The organism is Luminiphilus sp. nBUS_16, from assembly GCF_051201645.1.
GTDB lineage: Bacteria > Pseudomonadota > Gammaproteobacteria > Pseudomonadales > Halieaceae > Luminiphilus.
This window is the reverse complement of the sequence record NZ_CP179205.1, coordinates 2,421,833-2,442,810: the sequence shown is the minus strand read 5'-3', so window position 1 is coordinate 2,442,810 and position 20,978 is coordinate 2,421,833. Positions and strand designations below refer to the sequence as shown.

The window sequence follows — 20,978 nt, the reverse complement described above, 5'->3', positions numbered from 1 at the left end:
CGATACCTGCGTAATCTTGTTTTGAAAATGGTAAAGACACACGAGGTGAAACGTATAAGGTTAAAACACCCAGGGGTAGTGTTAGTCAGGTTTGGAGGCGTACAAGCCAGGTTGCTCCATGTCAAATATCTGCCGTAATCGTTATAACAGCGACAGCTGCAGTGATGGGGTGGCGGCAAATACCGGGCCAAGGATGGAAATAGGAGAGGGTTTTCCTCTCCTGTCAGATCGACAACTAGGGCAGTTGAAACAAGTCATCGACCGTGCATCTTAGCGTTTGAGCGATTTTTAGGGCGAGCACCGTCGAAGGTACATAGATGCCGTTCTCGATGGCATTGATACTCTTTCTGGAGACGCCTGCACTATCGGATAATTGTTGCTGGGTGAGGTCTGCAGATTTTCTCAATTGCTCAAGATTGTTTAGCAAATTTTTGTGGTGTTTTCCCAAGACCTAGTCGCCTTCAAACCGTTCCACTGCATTGGTAATCTCTTGGCTGGTTTTGGGGTAAAGGTAACCCGCAATCAGCGTGCCTACACCGATGACACCCACTAGAAGCCCAACACCCTCAAGCAGTGCGCCTAGCGCTGTTGCTCCCAATAGGTACAAACCAATGCCAACGAAGATGGTGATGACGCCACCTCTTCGGTAGTCGATGGGCTCTTTTTTTCGCTCATCAAAGAGGGTCAATAATTGTTCGGTTTTTTTAGGGTCGTCCATGTGTTTGGCAATTTCTATCACGGCGTCTCTTTTGCTCTTTTCATCATAGTAGAGCCAGATGAAAACAGAGACTGGAATAATAATGCCAGCGAGTATTCCAAATAGGGGGATTAAGTTTTCCATGTGTAACGCGTCCTTGTGTATGTAACCTTTACGTATCATATCAGGATTTTTGAAAAAGGGAAGTAAAGGTTACTTTTGTACGGTTGCAACTTCGTAATGTCTGTCTTTTTTTTTGGGGGGGCTTACATTACTAATCCGACTTTCTGCGGACAGCTTTTTTATTCGTTTATCTATGCTTCGTTATCAAGGGGCTAGTGCTGGTTAAACAATTTGCACATTTTTTTTGAAGTTGGTGAGTGGTTTAGCGCCCGCAGGGAATGGGCTTGCGTGGCTTTTGCAAAGCTTAAGTGCGGAGAAAAATGATTTAGAAAGCAAGCTTTGGCAGGATAGAAGCCCAGTAGCAGATTGAAAAACGACGCAAGTTCAATCGTTAGGCGAACAAATTTAGGAAGTGGGGCTATTCCTAGTTAGCCTTCAACCTCTGCACCCAGCAGGGTTCATGATGCGCCCAATGAGGCGGAGCCATATCGCCACAAAAAGGCAAGCCACACCCCGGCTGCAAAAAGGAGCGACAGTAGAACAGCCGCTGAGCCCAAATCCTTGGCAAGCCCTGAAAGTTCATGATGCTCAAGTCCAATACGATCAACGACAGCCTCAACTGCCGTATTTAAAATTTCAACCACAAGAACAAGGGCGAGAGTCAGGAGTAACAAAATCAGTTCACTCAAGCTCTGGCTGATTAAAAAAGACAATGGCGCCAGAAGGATGGCAAGCACGAGCTCCTGTTGAAAAGCGGCCTCGTTTTTGATCAGAAATTTGAAGCCTTTCCGTGAGTTTTTAAAAGCAAGTAATACCCGAGTGACACCAGTATTTTTCTTCATGATTGGATGGTCCCTAAGCAGCGCTGGTATTCACTAGTGATTTAATTCCACTTACTCACCGGAATCTGAATGCATGAGTTTTTCATTGGTCAAGAAGCAGCGACAACACCGGATAGCACTGCATCTTGGGTGGGAGCAGTAAACAGAGTAAAAGCAAGAGTGGCAAGTGCTAGGCTCTAAAAACGGTTGAACTGCTGATGGGAAGCACTATGAGCTCTGCACAAAGGGGCGCGCTACGGGGACGATTTTTTGCGCTACGTTATCATTGTGTGGGGTGTTGGCAAAACAATGGGCCTGTTAAAGCATAAAATGAAAGGCTTGTTGGAGTAATGTTTTCAGTGGGAACTCGGAAGATCACCAATAAATATAGCGGGAGCCGCCGGGAGCATAATGCTAAATGTGAATGGAGCTAAAAATTTGTATGAATGAATTGAAGCTTTTTTATGATGGCAGCTGCTATTTCTGTCGCAACTTCGCTCTGATGTCAAAACTTCAATCCAAGGTCCGTGTTGAACTCATTGATTTGCGAGAACATCCCGATATCCAGCGTGCTTTGCTTGCTGAGGGCTGCGATATTGACAGCTCATTTGTCGTTGAAACTAATGAACAGCGTCTCTTGGAAAATGCAGCGATGAGTTACCTGCTGGTGCAGCTTGGTTATCATCGATTGGCATGGCTTTTTGACGTACCACTTCTGGGGCCCGCACTGTACAAAACCCTAGTTATTCTTCGTCGCATCTATTTATTTTTTGCGCGAAAAAAGCCCTTTAAAGACGTCGTCTAGCGGGTTCTATGCCCACAGATAACAAGCCTTGATTAGAGCGGCGCTGAGTTGGCGGTCATGGACAGACCCGTTGTTCAGCACGCCCCCTGGTAGATCAGCGGCGACAAATCACGTGCATTTTTGTGTAGCCTTTTACAAAGCTGGAGAAGTTTCTCTGTGGCTCTTCGATCACTTCAATTTTGGAAAAACGCTTCAGCATTTCATCCCATAAGATTTGCAATTGCATCTCAGCCAAGCGATTCCCAAAGCAGCGATGGATGCCGAAACCAAAAGAAATATGGTTTCGAGCATTGTCACGGTCAAAGATTAATTCGTTGGGCCGGTCAAATTTTCGCTCATCACGATTTCCCGACGCATACCACATGGCCACTTTGTCGCCACGCTTTATTGTTTTGCCGTGGAGTTCAACATCCTCGAGTGCCGTTCGTCGCATATAGGCTAACGGTGTTTGCCAGCGAATAATCTCTGCCACCGTATTGGGAATCAGGTCTCGATTCGCGCGCACTTTTTCCCACTCTGCAGGAAATAGGTGCGAGCCGTAAACAGAGGCAGACATGGAATTTCGGGTCGTATCATTGCCACCTACAATTAGCAGTACGAGATTGCCCAGATACTCCATGGTATCCATATTCCGGGTTTCTTCACCGTTTGCTAGCAGAGTGATTAAATCATGGCCATCGCCACCGACTCTTTGCTGCCACAAGTTCATGAAATACTCGACGCATTCCATCAGCTCTGCTCGGCGCTGTTCTTCGCTTTCAACGATGCCTGTTTCTGGCCCCGCTGTAGCGACGTCGGACCAGCGAGTTAATTTTCGTCGATCGTCAAAGGGAAAATCGAACAAAGTTGCGAGCATCATTGTGGTGAGTTCAATCGATACTGTGTCGACCCAATCAAACTCTTCGTCGAAAGGCACGCGATCGAGAACATACTGGGTCCGCTCGCGGATAAGCTCAGACATCCTGGCGAGGCTGGGTGATGAAACAACGGGCCCTACGGTTCGTCGCTGAACATCGTGTTTGGGTTGGTCCATGGCGATAAACATGGGCAGTGGAAAATCTTTGCCCGGATTCGGTAAGACAATTGCGGGCTCGGAGGAGAATCGATGATGGTCGGTATCGATAGCCATGATGTCCTCAAACCGCGTCACAGACCAATACGGACCGACAGGTTCATCATCGGGCGCGCGTGCGCCTGAATCCCAGCCCGCCTTACAATAATGCAGTGGTTCCTCGTCTCTAAGACGTTTAAAAACCGCCCACATTTCCTCGCTTGGCCACAACCGAGGGTGCGAAACGTCTAAATCTTCCAATGGGGTGTTGTAGGCGTAGTCATGGCCCGACTTAAAGACGTCACTCATAGCTTGATTCACTGAAAAATCTCCGCTTTACGCTGGCACACAGAGTGGGGCATGTTTCCGAAGTCTGGGGCCGCTGTTTAATTATTAGAATGAATCGTGATCTTATAATATGCCTAATGATCCGCTGAAGGCGAGTACCAATGTCAACCTTTGGCGCCTGGGCTGCCCTAATTTCAATGGCTAAGTGACATTTTCATGTGCCGGCTGGGCCGATACCGATAAGATGCGCACGAAGCAAAAGCATGGAGCCTTGTTCTAGACGGTTTTAAGAGGCGTTTTTGCTCGGTTGTTAACGATTCGATTGAGGGTTCATGAATACAGCGCTTGAGGTATTACAGACGACGTTCGGCTTTGAGCATTTTCGCGAGCCTCAGCAGGCAATTGTGGAAGCCATCATTTCTGGTGAGGACGCGTTTGTTTTGATGCCAACCGGCGGAGGTAAGTCACTTTGCTACCAGATTCCTGCCTTGGTTCGCCCGGGCTGCGGCATTGTTATTTCACCGCTGATTGCGCTGATGCAAGATCAGGTTTCAGCGATGCAGCAGCTGGGTGTTCGAGCGAGCTTTTTAAACTCGACGCTCGATACGCGCAGTGCGGCACAAGTTGAAGAGGCGCTCCTGCGGGGCGAGCTTGACCTGCTTTACCTTGCGCCAGAGCGACTCAGCCAACCCCGAACCCGGGACCTGTTGCGGCAGGCAAATATCTCACTGTTTGCGATTGATGAAGCACATTGCGTTTCCCAATGGGGGCACGATTTCAGAGCTGACTATTTGTTACTTGAGCAGCTGCAGCAGAATTTCCCCGGGGTTCCTCGCGTGGCGCTCACGGCTACTGCTGATCCCAGAACACAGCGCGAAATTATTGACCGGTTGGGTCTGGAAAACGCTGCGCAATTTATTGTGGGTTTTGATCGTCCAAATATCCGGTATCGCATTGCCCTCAAAAATAATCCGCGACATCAACTGCTGCGTTTTTTGAAAGATGAGCACGCCGGCGATGCGGGAATTATTTATTGCCTGTCGCGAAAGAAGACCGAAGACACCGCTGCATGGTTGATTAAGCAAGGGTTTAATGCGCTGCCGTACCACGCAGGCCTATCTTCTGAACTGAGATCGACACATCAGGCCCGATTTCTTCGAGAAGAAGGGGTGATTGTTGTTGCCACCATCGCCTTTGGTATGGGAATTGATAAACCTGACGTGCGTTTTGTGGTGCATTTAGATCTGCCTAAAACGATAGAGTCTTATTATCAAGAGACGGGACGAGCTGGGCGCGATGGGCAGCCAGCGACAGCGTGGATGATCTATGGACTGCAGGATGTCATTAAGTTGCGACAAATGTTGTCTGAGTCGCAGGGCGATGAGCTGCACAAGCAGGCAGAGCAGCATAGACTGAACGCCATGCTGGGTTTGTGTGAATTGACCAGCTGTCGGCGCGTAGCACTATTACACTATTTTGGTGAGGTTTATCCTAATCCCTGTGGTAACTGCGACAGTTGCCTGGAGCCGGCAGAAACCTGGGACGGTACTGAGGCTAGCCGAATGGCGCTGAGTGCAGTTGTTCGAACAGGCCAGCGGTTTGGAGTCAATCATTTAATCGATGTTCTGCGGGGTGCCGAGACCGACAAAATCTGGCAATTTGATCATCATCACTTACCGACCTATGGGGTTGGTAAAGCTCTCGACGGCAACCAATGGCGGTCTGTTTTTCGCCAATTAGTCGGTCGTGGTTATCTATCAGTTGATCTGGATCGCTTCGGTGCGCTGAAGCTTCAAGAGCAATGCCGCGCTCTCCTTAAAGGGGAAGAAGAGATTGCTTTGCGGCAAGATCAGGCGCAAAAAACCGTACGGCGACAAACCAAGTCAGCGCTTCCCGATGATATCAACGTCGAGCTTTGGGAGGCACTTCGAGAGTGTCGCCGGTTGCTGGCAGAAGAGCAGGGGGTGCCTCCCTATGTGATTTTCCACGATAGCACCCTCATGGAGATGTGCTCCCTGTTGCCCCAATCGATGCAAGAGTTTGCGGGGCTTAGCGGTGTCGGTGAGCGCAAGCTAGCAAAGTATGGCGATAAATTTTTACAAGCGATCCGTGAAACAGCTATAGCATCCTGAAAACTGAATGTTCCGGTTAGTGCATTTGGATTCAGGGGCTCTAATTCGTAAAAGCTAGCGGTTGCCGTCTTTCTGTTTGCGCTAGGCCCTAAACCCTAGACCCTAGACCCTAGACCCTAGACCTAAGCCCTTACCCTTGTGGCGGCAACGCTGCCCAATCATTTCTCAGCTTGACCTCCTTGCACAAAGCCACGTAGTTTCGGAATTCCAAAATTTTGCTGTCCAGTTTCAGGAGATTGCCATGCCAAATGCTTACATTGTTGACGCCTGTAGAACCCCCCGAGGTATCGGCAAGGTTGGAAAAGGGGCGTTGGCCCACCTTCATCCCTCTTACCTCGGTTCCACCGTACTCAAAGCGTTGGCTGAACGTAACGAATTAAACACGTCAGAGATCGACGATGTGATCTGGGGAACATCCTCCCAAAGTGGAAAACAATCGGGCGATTTAGGTCGTATGGCAGCGCTAAATGCCGGCTATGACATCCGCTCTTCGGGTGTGACCCTCGATCGCTACTGCGGTTCGGGTATCACCAGCGTTAGTTTGGCTGCGGCGCAGGTGATGTCGGGCATGGAGGATTTAGTCGTAGCGGGGGGCACAGAGATGATGAGTTATTACCCTTCAATTGGTGAGCCGGGCGTGCCACCCATGCTGGACTCCGGAAATTTAGACCTACGTGCAATGCACCCGCAATCGCAGCAAGGTGTCTGCGCCGACGCTATTGCTACGATGGAGGGTATCGACAGAGCTGCGGTTGATAATTTGGCGCTGACGAGCCAGCAACGCGCGGCCCAAGCCATCGCCGAGGGGCGTTTTAGCCGTTCACTAATAACCGTGACTAACCCTGACGGGTCTGTTGCTCTCGATCATGAAGAATTTCCGCGTCCTGAAACAACGCTTGAGAGCTTGTCTGGTCTGAAGACGGTCTTTGATGTCGTTCGCGATGTGCCGGTAGAAGCCTCAGGCACGACCTATGGCCAATTAATCCAGCGTAAGTACCCCGACTTGAAAAGCTTTAACCACATTCACCACGCGGGCAACTCATCTGGTGTGGTAGATGGTGCAGCGGCCTTGCTGCTCGCCTCTGAGAATTACATACAGCGAACAGGCCTAAAACCACGAGCGCGAGTCGTTGCTACAGCCAATCAGGGTGACTGTCCAACGCTAATGCTCAACGCCCCCGTACCTGCTGCGCGCAAAGTCTTGGCCAAGGCGGGGCTTGAGGTCGCTGATATCGATCTTTGGGAAATTAACGAAGCCTTTGCTGTGGTTGCTGAAAAATTCATCCGCGACCTGGGTCTCGATCGGGACAAGGTAAACGTGAATGGCGGAGCTATGGCTTTAGGGCATCCCATAGGAGCAACCGGCTCTATTTTGATTGGCACCGTTTTGGATGAGCTGGAGCGCCAACAAAAACGTTACGGTCTTGTCACGATGTGTGCAGCAGGGGGAATGGCGCCAGCGATTATTATTGAACGGATCGCCTGATTGCGTTAGTTGCTGGTATTGCTTCGCATCCCGAGGCAATACTGCCCTGCAGGCGCGGGCAGTCTGCTATTGTCTGCGTCCGCTTGCGCCTGTGACTTGTCATGACCTCATCGCTCTTTTCATCGCTTCCCCTGAATCCTGCTCAGCTCGACGCCCTGTCAGGGCTTGGGTACGCCCATATGACTCCGGTGCAGGCGCAAAGTATTCCGCCCATTCTGCAGCGGCAAGATGTCATTATTCAGGCAAAGACGGGTAGCGGTAAGACCGCCGCTTTTGCCATTGGGTTACTGCACCACTTAAACCCCCGATTTTTCGGTGTGCAGGCGGTAGTGATGTGCCCAACGAGGGAACTGGCAGAGCAAGTAGGTCAAGCCATTCGCCAACTGGCTAGCCGAATGTCCAACGTCAAAGTTGTCATGCTCTGTGGGGGCAAGCCCTTTGGGGCTCAGCGAGATTCGCTGCAGCACGGTGCGCACATTGTGGTGGGCACGCCAGGACGTATTCAGGATCATTTACAGCGCGGCACCTTGGAGCTCAAAGGTGTTACGAGCTTTGTCCTCGATGAAGCTGACCGCATGCTAGATATGGGATTTGCCGACGTTATGGCGGAGATTACTGCGAAATTGCCCGCAAATCGACAAACGCTGTTGCTGTCTGCGACATTTCCAGATGACATAAAAAAGATAAGCCGATCGATACAAAAAAATCCGATTCAGATTACCGTTGATGCAGAAGTTGCGCATGACGAAGTTGTATTAGAGCAAGTCCTCTTTGAAGTTCAAAAGCATGAGCGCAATGTGGCATTGCTGGCGATTTTTGAGCATTACCGTCCGGCCAACGCGATGGTTTTTTGTAACACAAAAAAGCAATGCGCTGAGGTGGCGCGTTTCCTTCGTGAACACGACATAGAAGCCGCGGCTATTCACGGTGACCTCGAGCAGCGGGAACGCGATCAGGTGCTGCTGCAGTTCGCCAACAATTCATGCCCGGTTTTGGTGGCCAGCGATGTCGCGGCGAGAGGACTGGATATACCTTCTTTAGAAATGGTCGTTAATTTTGAGCTGCCTCGAGACGCAGATACCTATGTCCATCGTATAGGGCGTACCGGTCGAGCGGGTGAGTCAGGGCAGGCGTTCAGTATTGTGACGCCTCCCGAGGCGCCAAGGATGCGCGTTATTGAGGACTACCTAAAAACTCATTGCGTTTGCGATGTCTTAGCGTCGCTAGATAGAGATCCTAATTATGAACTGCAAGGTGCCATGGTGACTTTGCAGCTCGATGCTGGGAGAAAACAAAAAATACGCCCGGGCGACATTTTGGGCGCCTTAACCGGCGATGCGGGGTTGTCCGGAGGGCAGATTGGTAAAATTAAAATTCTGGATAATGGCAGTTACGTGGCCATTGAGCGTTCGGCGCTGCGTCAAGCGATGAATTATCTGGCCGAAGGTAAGGTGAAGGGGCGCGCGATTAAAGTTCGCCGAATGAAAGCGCAGCGCTAACAGTTGGCATGCTTTTGTCGATAGGCAGCTCTGAATTTATCTGAATGCCCTCGGCCTAGAGCTAACGATTACTTTCTGGCAAGGCCTTGTCGTGGACGTCAGCTATCGCTGGGATTAAACAGCGCAGGGCACCAAGACAAAAATTTTCGATGTAGGCTCAAAGCCCAAAGCCCAAAGCCCAAAGCCCAAAGCCCAAAGCCCAAAGCCCAAAGCTTTCCGTTTTGTTTGATGCGGTTTGCCAACGTGTTAGTTACTGAGGGTAAATAATCGCCAAGAGAAGGCCATTGTTACCGTGAATTCTTTTTGCTCTAAAAGCTCGGCCTTTTTCTCGCGGTGACCGCCAAACGCAAGTGGCGTTGCGGCCACTAATGCTTGCAGCTGTGCGTTATTGAGTTGCTTGTCGTAACAGACCTCGCCGTCTTGAGCGAGCGTACTGCCTTCTACGGAGCGTCTCAATTGACTGTGTTCACGGGGCTGATCGTAAAGCGCTGTCTTGAGCTGCCACAGGTGGCGAGGTGCAGGACCGACCTCTAGATAATGCCCCCCGTTTTTCAGCACCCGAGCAACCTCGTTATCTGTTGAGGGGGAAAAAATGCACATGGCTAAGTCAATGCTTGAGTTTGCCACTGGCAGATGGCGAGCACCCGCCACGGCAAAACGCTGATTGCGGTATGTTTTAGCAGCCAACCTTACCGCGGATTTTGCGATATCAATCCCATAAATAGTAATCCCGGGAACTGATCTGGCGATAAAGCCACCGTAGTAGCCTTCGCCACTACCAATATCGAGCAAGGTGCTGATGTGCTTACAACCTGCGACGACATTCGTTAAGGCCTCAGCCAAAGGCTGATACAGGTGTGCTTCATGAATAGTCCGGCGGCCCAGCACCATCTCAAGATTGTCCCCTGGATTTTTACTGCGTTTTTGGTGGGCTGGCAGTAAATTGACATAGCCTTCTTTGGCTTGGTCAAAGCTGTGCTGGTTGTCGCAAGACCAGCCCTGCGGAGTTTTCTCAAGACCTAGCTCGCAAATAGGGCATATCCAAACCATGATGGGGCTCTACACTTCTGTCGTTGATAATCTAGTGTGGCAGTTGAAACCCCTGTTATTGTACCTCCGTGCACAAAACAAGGCGGTTGCTCACTGGGGCACCACCATAGCATTGATACAAGCGAGGGGATGAGCCAATCAAAGCACAGATCGACATTACACAGCAGTGGATTCAGACGTTTGTTGTTGAGCTTAATCTATGCCCGTTTGCAAAACGCGAGGTTATGCGTAGTACCATTGACTTTTGCGTTTATGAGGGCTGTGATCAGGAGGGCATCCTGCACGCGCTGACAGATGCAATCATGGTTCTGGATAACAATGAAAATATTGAAACTAGCTTTTTGATACTGCCATCAGCACTTCCAGATTTTAGAGATTTTAATGACTTTCAAGATGTCATTCAGAGGTTGCTTGAGTTATTGGATAGGGTGGGCATTTATCAATTGGTGGGTTTTCACCCGTACTATCAATTTGCCGGGACTGCCGTCGATGACGCTGAGAATTACACCAATCGTTCGCCTTACCCCATGGTGCACATACTGCGAGAGTCTAGCGTTGATCGCGCCGTTGAGTCGTCTGCGGAGGCGGCGTTGATTGCTGATCAAAATATCACCACGCTAAATCAATTGGGCGCGGCAGAGCTTCAGGCCCGCTGGCGGGCATGCTTCGGGTAATGGTTTCCGTCGAAATTTGGTCGTTTGAATTTTGATGAGACTTTCCTGTTGTGTAAATAGAGTAATCAGCAGATTGATTTAATTGGCACGTGTGTTTCTGCAATTACAGGGCTTCACTATGATCAGAGCGCGAATGGCAAACGATACCCGTAGGAGGCAGGGCATGCTCAGGATCTTTGGAATTTTTCACCTGCTTCTGCTATTGGGTTGCGGGGCTGAAATAGAGCCGATGCAGGCGGTGTCGTCGCCACAAACCGTGTTTGTTGAGCAAGGTGCTGTGCAAGGCGTCGAGTCGCCTTATACGCCTGCGTCGGGGGCTTCGGTCACTGTGTTTCGAGGTCTGCCGTATGCGCAACCACCGGTGGGAGACTTGCGCTGGCGGCCACCTGTTGCGCCAAGCTCGTGGCAGGGTGCGCGTAAAGCCGACACCTTTTCTGACAGTTGTTATCAACTACAACACACCTCTAATTTTGTCTGGCGTAGGGAAGCCTTTGCGGTGTCTGAGGATTGTTTGTATCTCAATGTTTGGACTTCGCAGCCGGCAAAAAAACAGCCAGTTATGGTGTGGTTCCATGGTGGCGCGCATACTAGTGGGCAAGGTCATTCGCCGATTTTCGACGGATCTGAGTTGGCCGGGCAAGGCGTCATACTAGTAACCATCAATTATCGTCTGGGGCCCTTTGGCTTTCTCGCACACCCGCTGTTGGCGGGTGAATCGACGCACAGCAGTGCAGGCAACTACGGACTCTTGGACAAGATTGCGGCCCTTAAGTGGGTGCAAAACAATGCCGCAGCATTTGGTGGCGATCCCAATAATGTCACTATTTTTGGGCAATCAGCGGGTTCACAAAGTGTTTGTGCGCTTATGGCGTCGCCCTTAGCCGAGGGGCTATTTAGCAAAGCGATCGGTCAGTCAGCAGCCTGCGTCAATACAATCCCGGAACAAGATGCCAATGGCTACGAGCGAGGCCGCGCACTGGTAAATACTTTGGATGCGACGACGTTGGTGGCTTTACGAAAAATAGAGCCGGAAACGATATTGGCAGCTTCAGAGTCCACTCAATGGGCAGACGCGAGTCGCATTACCGTTGATGGCTGGGTACTGCCCGAGCTGCCCGACGTCACGTTTAAGGCGGGACGGCAGGCAAAAGTGCCCTTGCTTCTGGGCTTTCTTGCCAATGAAGGGGAAGCGTTATTTCCGGTTGATTTAGCCTTAACCGATGAGGGTTTAGACGGTTTTTTAACGATGCTTTGGGGCAATAAGGGCCTGGGCTTAAAACCGTTTTATTTCCAGCCTGGTTTGACTCCGGGGGAGGTTCAGCACGCTGTTGCTACCGATTATTTTATGGCCTTTGGTATGCGCCGTTGGGCGGGCTATCAGCACGCCGTTGGCCAGCCGACATTTTTCTATTTCATGGATCATGTCCCTCCGGCATTTCATTTGTACATGTCTGAGCCCCCCGAATTAAGTTTGCCGGGTGGACCGCGTAGCGGCGGCGCTTACCATTCGGGTGATCTAGCCTTGGTATTCGGTAATACTGATAAGGTTGGCTTTGATTGGACTGATGCTGACCGCAAGGTCTCGCAAAATATGATGCGTTATTGGGTCAACTTTGCGCGTTCAGGGAATCCTAATGATGATCAATTGCCTCCGTGGCCAGCCTTTGATCCTGTGTTACAAAATACTCAGGTCATCAGGGAAGTTCCGACCACGGTTCAGGGCGTACGCAGGCCTCAACTAGATATTATGGAATTGCCAGCGCTGCAGTAGTGCCGGCCTTCGGGCTGGGGTAACAATTGCTGGATGAATGCCTGGCAGCAGGTGTTGCCCTCTTGTCGAGGATGTACGTTAGGAGGTACGTTAGGTTAACGGTTGGGAGGGATTCCCTAAGGATAAGCGATGAACGGTTTGCTCGCGTTGCATATTGTCGCAGGGTCGCTTGCCTTAGTCTCTTCGGGTGTCGCACTGGCAGTCAAGAAAGGCGGTCGCTCACATAAGCTGGCCGGCAGCACTTTTTTTTATTCCATGGTTGTAATTTTTTTGACGGCTGTGATCATGGCTGTGCTGACGGCGAATACTTTTCTGTTTCTTGTGGCACTGTTCTCTTTTTACCTCGCATTTTCGGGTTGGCGTTTTGCTAGAAATCGAAGTGGTGAGCCTCAGTGGCTGGACTGGCTAGCAGTAATTATCATGGTGTCCTCGGGTCTTTTGATGGGATTGCTCGCCTTCAAGGATTACCCGCAATTCACCAGCACATCCGTGACCTTAAGTGTTTTTGGATCTATCGCCATTGTGTTGGGTTTAGCCGATACAAAATCTCACCGGGATCGTGCTGCAACGGGTAAAGTTCGAATCGCCAAGCATCTCACCAATATGTTGGGCGGCACCATTGCTGTTGTGACTGCGGTGTTAGTGGTTAATGTCAGCATGACGCCACCTTGGTTAGGCTGGATTTTACCGACAATTCTCATGCTACCTGTGATCATCTGGTGGAGGAGAAAAGTAAAGGCCTAAGGAAAGGCTGATAGCTCATGCTGAGAGCTTGCGGGATAATTTTGGCGCGTGTGCGGCAAAATTTATTGCCCGATAACGCGGGGTTGATATGACTTTGGGTAAATCAGTGCCCTATCTGTGGAGTGGTTAAATATGGAACTCGCGGTATTCACCACGGGCGGTACGATCGACAAGATTTATTTCGATAAAAAAAGCGATTATGAGATAGGTGATGCCATTGTCGGCCCTCTCCTTGAGAGTATGGGGGTGGGTTTTGAGTTCGTGGTTGAGGAGCTGATGAAGGTCGATAGCCTCGATATGACCGACGAAGATCGAGGCTACATTGTTGAGCGCGTTAGCGCCTCCTCTTGCAACCGCGTGCTCATTACCCACGGAACCGACGGCATGATCGCAACATCCCGAGCCCTGTCGGCCATTCAAGGTAAAACGATTGTTTTGACAGGAGCTTTGCAGCCCGCCGCCTTTGCACACAACGACGCTGTTTTTAATATTGGCGGGTCGGTTGCTGCGGTACAAACCTTACCTAATGGTTGTTATATCGTGATGAACGGGCGGGTGTTTACCCCAGAAAATGTGAAAAAAAATCTCGAGAAAAATCGGTTCGAGTCGCTGGGAAACTGACTTCATCACCCCTTTAGCCCTACCGGTTAATGCACCGTCGACGGCACGCATCAGCAAACACGCGTCTTGATGGGCTGGGGTGGCGCAGCACTGTGGCCAGCGGTTGTAGGCCAGTCCTGAGAAAAAAACGGGAAAGACGGTGCAACTGAAATGGAGCCATTACGGTGCAGGCAAGTTATGGTGTTTGATAGTGAGTTGATGAGTTAAATCTTTCAGGGGGTCGTTGTCGTGCAGTGGGATGAGTTTTCCGAGTGGGGCAGAAAAATTTCTGAATGGGCCTCTGATTATCATCAGAACATTCGGGCTCTACCGGTGCGTGCTCAAACGGCACCCGGTGCTATCAAAGCGCAGCTATCGTCGTCCCCCCCTGAAACCAGCGAAAACATGATTACTATCATGGGCGACTTTGAGCGCATCGTTATGCCCGGTATGACGCATTGGCAGCACCCACGATTTTTCGCCTATTTCCCAGCAAATGCCGCACCACCTTCAATGTTGGCGGAAATGTTGGTTTCTACCATTGCGGCGCAGTGCATGCTTTGGCAAACATCTCCTGCAGCCACAGAGATGGAGCAGGTGATGGTGGATTGGCTGCGACAGGCTTTAGGTATTGCTAATGGTTATACCGGCGTAATTCAGGACAGCGCGTCCTCGGCGACGCTCTCTGCAGTGCTCACTATGCGAGAGCGAGCAACGGGTTTTACTGGCAACGCACAAGGGCTTTCAGCGCAGGGAAAAATTCGAATTTATTGCTCCGAACAGGTCCACTCATCCATTGATCGCGCGTGCTGGATAGCCGGTATTGGGCAAGCCAATTTGGTGAAGATTCCCACCCAGGGCCCACTCCACAGTTTAGACGGCGACGCACTGCGTAGCGCTATTAGTGCCGATCGAGCCGCCGGATACCACCCCGCGGGTATTATTGCGGTCACTGGGGGAACGAGCATTGGAGCCTGTGATGATCTTGAAATGATTGCAGCTATTGCCAAAGACGAGAATCTATATACTCATGTCGATGCGGCTTGGGCGGGTGCGGCGATGATTTGCGCTGACTTGCGACGCGGTTTATGGGAAGGCGTCAGCAGCTTTGACAGCATAGTATTCAACCCGCATAAATGGCTTGGAGCTCAGTTTGACTGCTCCGTACAGTTTCTCAGAGACGCGAAAGCACAAATTGATACGTTGAAAATTCAGCCTGAATATTTAACGACTAGTCGAGAGGACATTACGAATTTTTCGGAATGGACCATTCCTTTGGGACGTCGATTTCGGGGCCTCAAACTTTGGTTTTTAATTCGATCCTATGGTTTGGAAGGGTTGCGAACTCGACTGCGCAACCATGTGGTTTGGGCGCAGGAGCTGTGCGAGGTTATACGGCAAACTCCGGGGTTTTTTATTACGAGTGAACCTGTGCTCAGTCTTTTTTCTTTTCGGTGCGAAGGCGACGACAGTGTGCAGCAGCAGCTGGTCGATGCGATTAACGACGATGGCCGTATTTATTTGACCCAGAGTATTTGGCAGGATCAGAAAGTCATTCGATTTCAGGTGGGGCAGTTTGATACCACTCACGAAGACGTCATGATGGCGCATGCAGTTATAAAAGAAATCTACGCCGGAATGGCCTAGTGCCGGTTTAGCCCATTACCTAGTGCGTATTATCTCGGGCTCAGGGTGCGTCGATTTTGAAGACGGTTTCACCCGCAAAGATCGTCTCAACCACAGCGGCATCAGAGATTTCATAAGGTTGCAGCTCGAAAAGATTGTTATCCAGTATCACTAGGTCTGCTCGTTTGCCCACCTCGAGGCTGCCTTGCTGCTGTTCGAGGCCCATCGTGTAAGCGCCATTAATGGTGTAGGCCTTGATCATGGTGGCCAAATCCACGCCCTCGCTGGCATTAAGAGGCGTGCCACTGTTGGTGTAGGGGTCTTGGCGGGTGATACCGACTTCGATCGCCAGTAACGGGTTCATGTCGGTCACAAAATAGTCACTAGCCCCGTTGATGCGGCCCCCGCTGCGATGGACGCTGCCAATTGGGTACATGCTGTGCGTGCGTTCGGCGCCAATCGCGGGAATATCGAGTTCAATCGCGGCGGGATCATAATAGGCCCACAGGGGCTGAAATGTTGCGCCAACATTATATTGGGCAAAGCGGGGCACATCCTCCTCGGAGATGAGCTGTAAATGGGTTACGTGGTGACGGTTGTTTGAGGGACCATTGGCTGCTTGCGCAGCTTCATAACCGTTGAGGGCAATCCGCACCCCAGCATCGCCAATGGCATGAACATGAATCTGCAGCCCCATAGCGTCAAAACGGCTGAAGTAGCGATTGACTTGCGCCTGACTGTAAAAGCGCGGCCCCCTCTCATGGTTTGAACCCTCATAAGGCTCGAGTAAGGCGCCCGTGTAGCTTTCGATCACGCCATCCATATAAATTTTTACGGAATCGACGCCAATATTAGGGCGACGCCACTGATCTCGCTGTTCTAGCAGCTCGAAAATGGCATCGTCAAAAACACCGGGTTGCCAGTTGATTGTGGAGAGGGAGGTGAGCGCTCTTATTTTGAGTTCGCCCCGATCAGCCAGAGTTACCAAGGGGGCCAGAATGTCCGCATCAACACCGGGCTCAATGACCGCGGTTACACCCAGCTCATGGGCCATGGCGAGTGCTGCACGGACACTGTCCAGCCGATGCTCCTCTGTCATTTCCGGAAGGAAATTCTTCACGAGCAGCATGGCGGCGTCGTGCAGGGTTCCCGTGGGCTCGCCGGTCTTGGGATCGAGCACAACAACGCCATCGGCACCGGGGTCGGTTTCAGCCGTAATGCCTAAGAGCTCCATTGCCTTACTGTTGACCCAGGCAGAATGGCCAAAGCTTGATGACAGGTACACGGGCCGGTCTGGGAATAACCGATCAAGCAACGCTTTATTGGGCTCTGCCTTAGGCCAAAGATAGGGGGCCCAGCCTGAACCAATGATCCACTGGACATCGCCAAATCCTGAAAGGCCCTGACACTGAGTAAGTTTTGCTTCGACCTCAGCGATGCTTTCAAGCCTGATAAGGTCACATTCCGTATCGGTAGCAACGCCGATGAGTAGGTGAGCGTGGGAGTCGTGAAAGCCTGGTATGACCATCTGCTGCTTAAGTGTCGTCACTTCAGTGCCTTCACCGATCCAGCGGCGGCTGTCTGACTCGTTACCCACATAAACGATGACGCCATCTTTCAGGGCAATCCCTTCTGCCCAGGGCTGGCCTTCATTGACGGTATAAATACTACCCAAAATAACGCGGTCGGCCGTTTGGTGGCTTTCATTGGCGAGGGTTTGCAGAGACAAGCAAATAGCAGCAAAAAATGGCAAAACCGCGAGAGACCTTTCCATATTGAGCACCCAATTGGTGATAAAACTTATGCTTGTGTAGCAGGAGCTTACCGCTTTTTTGGAGTTTGAGCTCCAGCGATGGAAATGATGGGAATCAGCGGTCGATTGAGGTCAAAGCGGTTCTTGCAGGTTTTGGTTGTTTGACTTCTTGGGGCGCCTAATTGGTGCGAGAGTGAGGGGCCGCTGCCGCCAGGCCTCTGAAAGAAAATTGAGCGGGTTGGGAGGCAGTATGGCAAGCCTCGGAGCATGGCCCGAGGTCTTTTTTCCCTAGGTTATCGTGAGGCGCTAGTGGAGCTAGACTCAGCCCAGCCGGTCATTTGATGGCTAACGAGGGCGCAAACGATAACGGCGCCTAGCAGCGCAGCAATAAGCAGAAGTCCCTCTGCCATGCTCAGTCCGAACAGCATTTCCGGGGTAAAAGAGCACAAATTTCGTACCTCAAACAACGAGGGAAGCCATTGATCAATGGCAAACCAATCGGGCATCCCTAGCTGGAATTCGCAGCTGCCATTGCCAATGCCATTTTCTAACTGATAGAGGAACCAGGCGCGCTCGCCAAGCCCGACGGCGCAGATCAGTGCCAAAAGGTTGCCGGAGAGTCTCAAGTGACGGCTTTCCGGGAGGGTCGCTAGAGTCACGCTGACTAGCAGTAAAGCAAACACCCAAAGGCGAGCCTGAATACAGACCTGACAGGGCTCTTCACCAAGGGCGTATTGGTAGTACAGCGCGATGACCAGCATGGTTAGACTGGTCGCAGCTATCATTAGCCAGTAGCCGCGAGATTTAAACAAGGTTTCCAAACTGTGCATTTACTTCCCGGCGTGGTCAACGCGTTAGCGGTGGAGGTCTGTCTGGTAAGTATAAGACGAATACTCAGTAAGGTGGCATCCTCTGCGCCATGACGCCGGTTTCATGTGAGGTCTAAAATGTCACTTTTTGAGTTCAAAAAGCCCATGGAAGCATGATAGCTTCAAACAGTGCAGCAGTTTGCAGATGCGGCGCAAGTCGGACCACGGTCTTACGTTGAGCGCATCGGGCCAAGCGCTTTTTAGACAGGGAGCCAAATAATATCCCAGAGCTACCGTGTGGGACTGCTCAACTGCGGCTGTGCTAACCCTGAATTTGGCTTTTATTTTTTGTTGATTTAAAAATTAGGAATTTACCTATGCGCGGCACCTTTTCTCTCATAATGACTCTCCTGTTTGCTTCATTTTTAATCATTGCACCGGGAGTTCAGGCGCAAAAAAAAGGGCAAAGTGTGACCGTTCAGTATGGAACGGTCATCCAGAAAGAGACGGTCAATCTCAACAGCGGTGCGGTCCCTCGGGGCGCTGTTGTCGGCGGTGCCCTCGGATTGGCGAGCGCCGGAGGTAAAAGCAAGAAGAAGAAGGCGCGTAATGCCCTTGTCGGTGCGGCAGCGGGCGGTGCAATCGCCTCAAGCTCCCAAGGAAGTACGCAGGGCATGTTATATACCATCGACATGGGGTCTATGGGAATGGCTCAGGTCGTCACCGATCAAACGGAAATTGTGCGAGGTGATTGCGTAGCCGTTGAAAAAGCGGGGGAGACCGCTAATGTCCGCCGTATTTCTTCAGGCTACTGTCAGCCTGCCAACGCAGCAGCGGTTGCGGCGGTAGCACAAGATGATGCAGAGGACGCCGATGAGTGCTTTCAAGCAAAGCAGATGGTGGTAAACGCAACAACCGCCGAAGAGTTCGAGTTTGCCAAAGCAAAAATGTCATTGTTGTGTGACGACTAAAAATGGGATGTTTCAACTAAGTGGACGGCTATCATAATGGGTCGAATCAAGTGCCCCACAGGCCCCCAACCTCAGTCGTCATAGCCGGGGGGCGGCACAAACATCAAGCCCTCCTGCTCTAAAAGTTTGGCAACTTGCAGCACCTTTAAATCGCCAAATTCGGGCCCGATGATTTGAACTCCCACAGGCAAGCCTTCACCGAGAGTTCCTGTGGGCACAATCGTGGCAGGCAAGTAACTGTTAATCGCAAGCCCGGCCCAAAATAACTGCTCGAAATAGGGCCGTGGTGCGCCATCAACTTCAACGGTACGTTGCCCGAAGGGTTGATGATCGTGCGGGAAGGCGGGGGTGGCCATTATTGGCGTCACCATCACGTCATACTCTTGAAAAAATTGATGCCACGCCCAGCGTTGATGCGTTCGGGCCTCATTGGCGGTGCTGTAGTCGCGGTAGGTTGCAAATCGTGCCCTGAGATTTTGCGCCCGTGCTGATCGATCATCGGGTTTGAGTGCCGCGACCTCCAAGGTCAATTGGGCATAAGTTTCGTCATCTGAACGGGAAGCCATCACGGCCCACAGTAAATTTTGGTAGACCTCATGTCCTTCACCCAACTCGAAGTCAGGTCTGGCGTCGTAGTTTACCTGGCCTCCAGCATGCCGAACGATGTCTAGCACTCCCTCAACCCGAGCCTCACAAATTTGCGACACCGGCGCGAGTGGGTGGTTGACCATGGCTGCGATTCGTAATTCCTTTAGACCTGAAAAGGTGGGACGGGATAAATCCAACCGATAGCCGCCAGCCATGATTTCATCGGGGCCTGCCTCTGCCAGCAGTAGGGCCTCCAAATCTCGAGCGCTGCGCGCGATCGGGCCAATAACGGCCAGGTCAGACTGTGCCAAGACCCCTGGCGCTGCATGTCCTCTCGGTGGCAACAGTCCCCAGGTGGGTTTGTGGCCGAACACCCCGCAATAATGGGCTGGATTTCGAATGGAGCCGCCAATATCTGAGCCGTTTTCAATGCCGGATAAGCCGGCGGCCATCGCGACCGCGGAGCCCCCTGAGGAGCCCCCGGCGGTGCGCTCGATATCCCAGGGGTTATTAGTAGTCCCGTAAATCGCGTTGTATGACTGAAAATCGGCGAGGTCCAGAGGCACGTTAGTTTTGCCAAAGATATTGGCACCAGCTTTTCGCAGACGCGATACAGCTAGGGCATCGATTTTGGCGACGTGGTGCTCGAAAGCCGGGTTGCCACGTGTTGTGCGCATGCCTGTGACATCGAAACTTTCTTTAATCGTCATCGGTACGCCGTGAAAGGGTGCTAGAGACTCTGCGGGATGCCCAGCTCGTGCCTTGTCTGCGGCGTCGGCCCACTCTCTGGCCTTTTCTTCTTGCAGTTCTATGACGGCGTTTAGCTGCGGGTTAAAGCGACCCACCCTGTCCAGGAAATAATCAAGCAATTCAACGGCGCTAAGGTCTCCTTGCTTTAGGCGCTCGGCCAGCTGGAGGCCGCTTTCGAAGGCGAGGCTGGTCATGTCTATCCCTTAATCGTTGTGGTTATTGCTGACACGCTAGATCAGGTGGCGAGGCCGAGCAAGTTTTGTATCGCTATGTCCAGTGCTTTGCAGTGCAGTTAGGGAGCAATTTTGGAAATGCTTGCACGAGTACGTTGTGGAGCGAGTGGATATCATCAATCGGATCCTGTGCGGGGTGCGGGCTCAAATTGAACCCGGTGGATTAGCAAAAAAAGGAAAATGGTCGGTGTCTCCGGGCGAGTGCCGATTGCGAGGGACAAAAAGGCCCAAATTGGCATTTTTGGGAAAGAAAACCGTATTTTTTCCGCTTTGCCCACCTTAAATGGCGGCAGCCCCTTCAGCTGAAACTCCGGATGTGGTACATAGCGCACCACGAATTGCACATGGGTCGGCAGCAAGTTGCTGGCACGACTCTGTGACGACGTCTACGGCCTCTTTTTGGTGACTGTACCGCGCAAGCGTTGCCGATGTGTTCCTGCATCGAGCGGTGCACTGTACAAGGGGTTTGGGTGTAGGCAACCAAGAACTAATTCCGACTGGGCGACA

At 51.4% G+C, this 20,978-nt stretch carries 18 protein-coding genes; 10 read left to right on the top strand and 8 right to left on the bottom strand.

Annotated features, from left to right (window positions below):
• Nucleotides 1–235: 235 nt before the first annotated feature.
• The 3 genes from ACMAY6_RS10785 to ACMAY6_RS10775 all read right to left on the bottom strand — a co-directional run bounded on the left by ACMAY6_RS10785 (nucleotide 236) and on the right by ACMAY6_RS10775 (nucleotide 1,662).
• Complete coding sequence (locus tag ACMAY6_RS10785) at nucleotides 236–448, bottom strand: helix-turn-helix transcriptional regulator (protein WP_435211740.1); 213 nt, start codon at nucleotides 446–448, stop codon at nucleotides 236–238.
• 3 nt (nucleotides 449–451) lie between these two features.
• Nucleotides 452–841, bottom strand: coding sequence for a DUF6249 domain-containing protein (locus tag ACMAY6_RS10780; RefSeq protein ID WP_435211738.1), 390 nt, complete (start codon nucleotides 839–841; stop codon nucleotides 452–454).
• Between the two features lie 437 nt (nucleotides 842–1,278).
• Nucleotides 1,279–1,662: a diacylglycerol kinase gene (locus ACMAY6_RS10775; protein WP_435211737.1), complete on the bottom strand. Its 384-nt coding sequence runs from the start codon at nucleotides 1,660–1,662 to the stop codon at nucleotides 1,279–1,281.
• Nucleotides 1,663–2,083: 421 nt separating this feature from the next.
• Between ACMAY6_RS10775 and ACMAY6_RS10770 the strand changes: the two genes are divergently transcribed.
• A complete protein-coding gene (locus tag ACMAY6_RS10770; RefSeq protein WP_435211735.1) occupies nucleotides 2,084–2,446 on the top strand; it encodes a DCC1-like thiol-disulfide oxidoreductase family protein in 363 nt (120 codons plus the stop codon).
• 94 nt (nucleotides 2,447–2,540) lie between these two features.
• Here ACMAY6_RS10770 and ACMAY6_RS10765 read toward each other — a convergent pair whose 3' ends face one another.
• Nucleotides 2,541–3,818 carry a cytochrome P450 gene (locus ACMAY6_RS10765; protein WP_435211734.1) on the bottom strand — a complete coding sequence of 426 codons (1,278 nt, stop codon included), beginning with the start codon at nucleotides 3,816–3,818 and terminating at the stop codon, nucleotides 2,541–2,543.
• Nucleotides 3,819–4,117: 299 nt separating this feature from the next.
• Between ACMAY6_RS10765 and recQ the strand changes: the two genes are divergently transcribed.
• The 3 genes from recQ to dbpA all read left to right on the top strand — a co-directional run bounded on the left by recQ (nucleotide 4,118) and on the right by dbpA (nucleotide 8,902).
• The gene (recQ, locus tag ACMAY6_RS10760) at nucleotides 4,118–5,917 is read left to right on the top strand and encodes a DNA helicase RecQ (RefSeq protein ID WP_435211733.1); all 1,800 of its coding nucleotides are present in this window, start codon (nucleotides 4,118–4,120) and stop codon (nucleotides 5,915–5,917) included.
• A gap of 241 nt (nucleotides 5,918–6,158) precedes the next feature.
• Nucleotides 6,159–7,403, top strand: a complete 1,245-nt coding sequence (locus ACMAY6_RS10755; protein ID WP_435211731.1) for an acetyl-CoA C-acetyltransferase — start codon at nucleotides 6,159–6,161, stop codon at nucleotides 7,401–7,403.
• 101 nt (nucleotides 7,404–7,504) lie between these two features.
• Nucleotides 7,505–8,902, top strand: a complete 1,398-nt coding sequence (dbpA, locus tag ACMAY6_RS10750) for an ATP-dependent RNA helicase DbpA (protein ID WP_435211730.1) — start codon at nucleotides 7,505–7,507, stop codon at nucleotides 8,900–8,902.
• A 246-nt stretch (nucleotides 8,903–9,148) separates the two neighbouring features.
• Here the strand turns inward: dbpA and ACMAY6_RS10745 are convergent, their stop codons facing one another.
• The gene (locus ACMAY6_RS10745) at nucleotides 9,149–9,952 is read right to left on the bottom strand and encodes a putative RNA methyltransferase (RefSeq protein ID WP_435211728.1); all 804 of its coding nucleotides are present in this window, start codon (nucleotides 9,950–9,952) and stop codon (nucleotides 9,149–9,151) included.
• Nucleotides 9,953–10,089: 137 nt separating this feature from the next.
• Between ACMAY6_RS10745 and ACMAY6_RS10740 the strand changes: the two genes are divergently transcribed.
• The 5 genes from ACMAY6_RS10740 to ACMAY6_RS10720 all read left to right on the top strand — a co-directional run bounded on the left by ACMAY6_RS10740 (nucleotide 10,090) and on the right by ACMAY6_RS10720 (nucleotide 15,388).
• Nucleotides 10,090–10,626 (top strand): DUF1415 domain-containing protein, encoded by a 537-nt coding sequence (locus ACMAY6_RS10740; protein ID WP_435215995.1) that lies wholly within the window; start codon nucleotides 10,090–10,092, stop codon nucleotides 10,624–10,626.
• Nucleotides 10,627–10,789: 163 nt separating this feature from the next.
• Nucleotides 10,790–12,397, top strand: a complete 1,608-nt coding sequence (locus ACMAY6_RS10735) for a carboxylesterase/lipase family protein (RefSeq protein ID WP_435211726.1) — start codon at nucleotides 10,790–10,792, stop codon at nucleotides 12,395–12,397.
• Between the two features lie 129 nt (nucleotides 12,398–12,526).
• The gene (locus ACMAY6_RS10730; RefSeq protein ID WP_435211724.1) at nucleotides 12,527–13,141 is read left to right on the top strand and encodes a hypothetical protein; all 615 of its coding nucleotides are present in this window, start codon (nucleotides 12,527–12,529) and stop codon (nucleotides 13,139–13,141) included.
• 132 nt (nucleotides 13,142–13,273) lie between these two features.
• Nucleotides 13,274–13,762 carry an asparaginase domain-containing protein gene (locus ACMAY6_RS10725; RefSeq protein ID WP_435211723.1) on the top strand — a complete coding sequence of 163 codons (489 nt, stop codon included), beginning with the start codon at nucleotides 13,274–13,276 and terminating at the stop codon, nucleotides 13,760–13,762.
• A gap of 228 nt (nucleotides 13,763–13,990) precedes the next feature.
• A complete protein-coding gene (locus ACMAY6_RS10720) occupies nucleotides 13,991–15,388 on the top strand; it encodes a pyridoxal phosphate-dependent decarboxylase family protein (protein WP_435211721.1) in 1,398 nt (465 codons plus the stop codon).
• Nucleotides 15,389–15,428: 40 nt separating this feature from the next.
• Here ACMAY6_RS10720 and ACMAY6_RS10715 read toward each other — a convergent pair whose 3' ends face one another.
• Nucleotides 15,429–17,141: an amidohydrolase gene (locus ACMAY6_RS10715; protein ID WP_435211719.1), complete on the bottom strand. Its 1,713-nt coding sequence runs from the start codon at nucleotides 17,139–17,141 to the stop codon at nucleotides 15,429–15,431.
• A 272-nt stretch (nucleotides 17,142–17,413) separates the two neighbouring features.
• Complete coding sequence (locus tag ACMAY6_RS10710; RefSeq protein ID WP_435211718.1) at nucleotides 17,414–17,950, bottom strand: disulfide bond formation protein B; 537 nt, start codon at nucleotides 17,948–17,950, stop codon at nucleotides 17,414–17,416.
• A 356-nt stretch (nucleotides 17,951–18,306) separates the two neighbouring features.
• Between ACMAY6_RS10710 and ACMAY6_RS10705 the strand changes: the two genes are divergently transcribed.
• Complete coding sequence (locus ACMAY6_RS10705; protein WP_435211717.1) at nucleotides 18,307–18,900, top strand: hypothetical protein; 594 nt, start codon at nucleotides 18,307–18,309, stop codon at nucleotides 18,898–18,900.
• Between the two features lie 71 nt (nucleotides 18,901–18,971).
• Here ACMAY6_RS10705 and ACMAY6_RS10700 read toward each other — a convergent pair whose 3' ends face one another.
• Nucleotides 18,972–20,432, bottom strand: coding sequence for an amidase (locus tag ACMAY6_RS10700; protein ID WP_435211715.1), 1,461 nt, complete (start codon nucleotides 20,430–20,432; stop codon nucleotides 18,972–18,974).
• Between the last annotated feature and the right edge of the window lie 546 nt (nucleotides 20,433–20,978).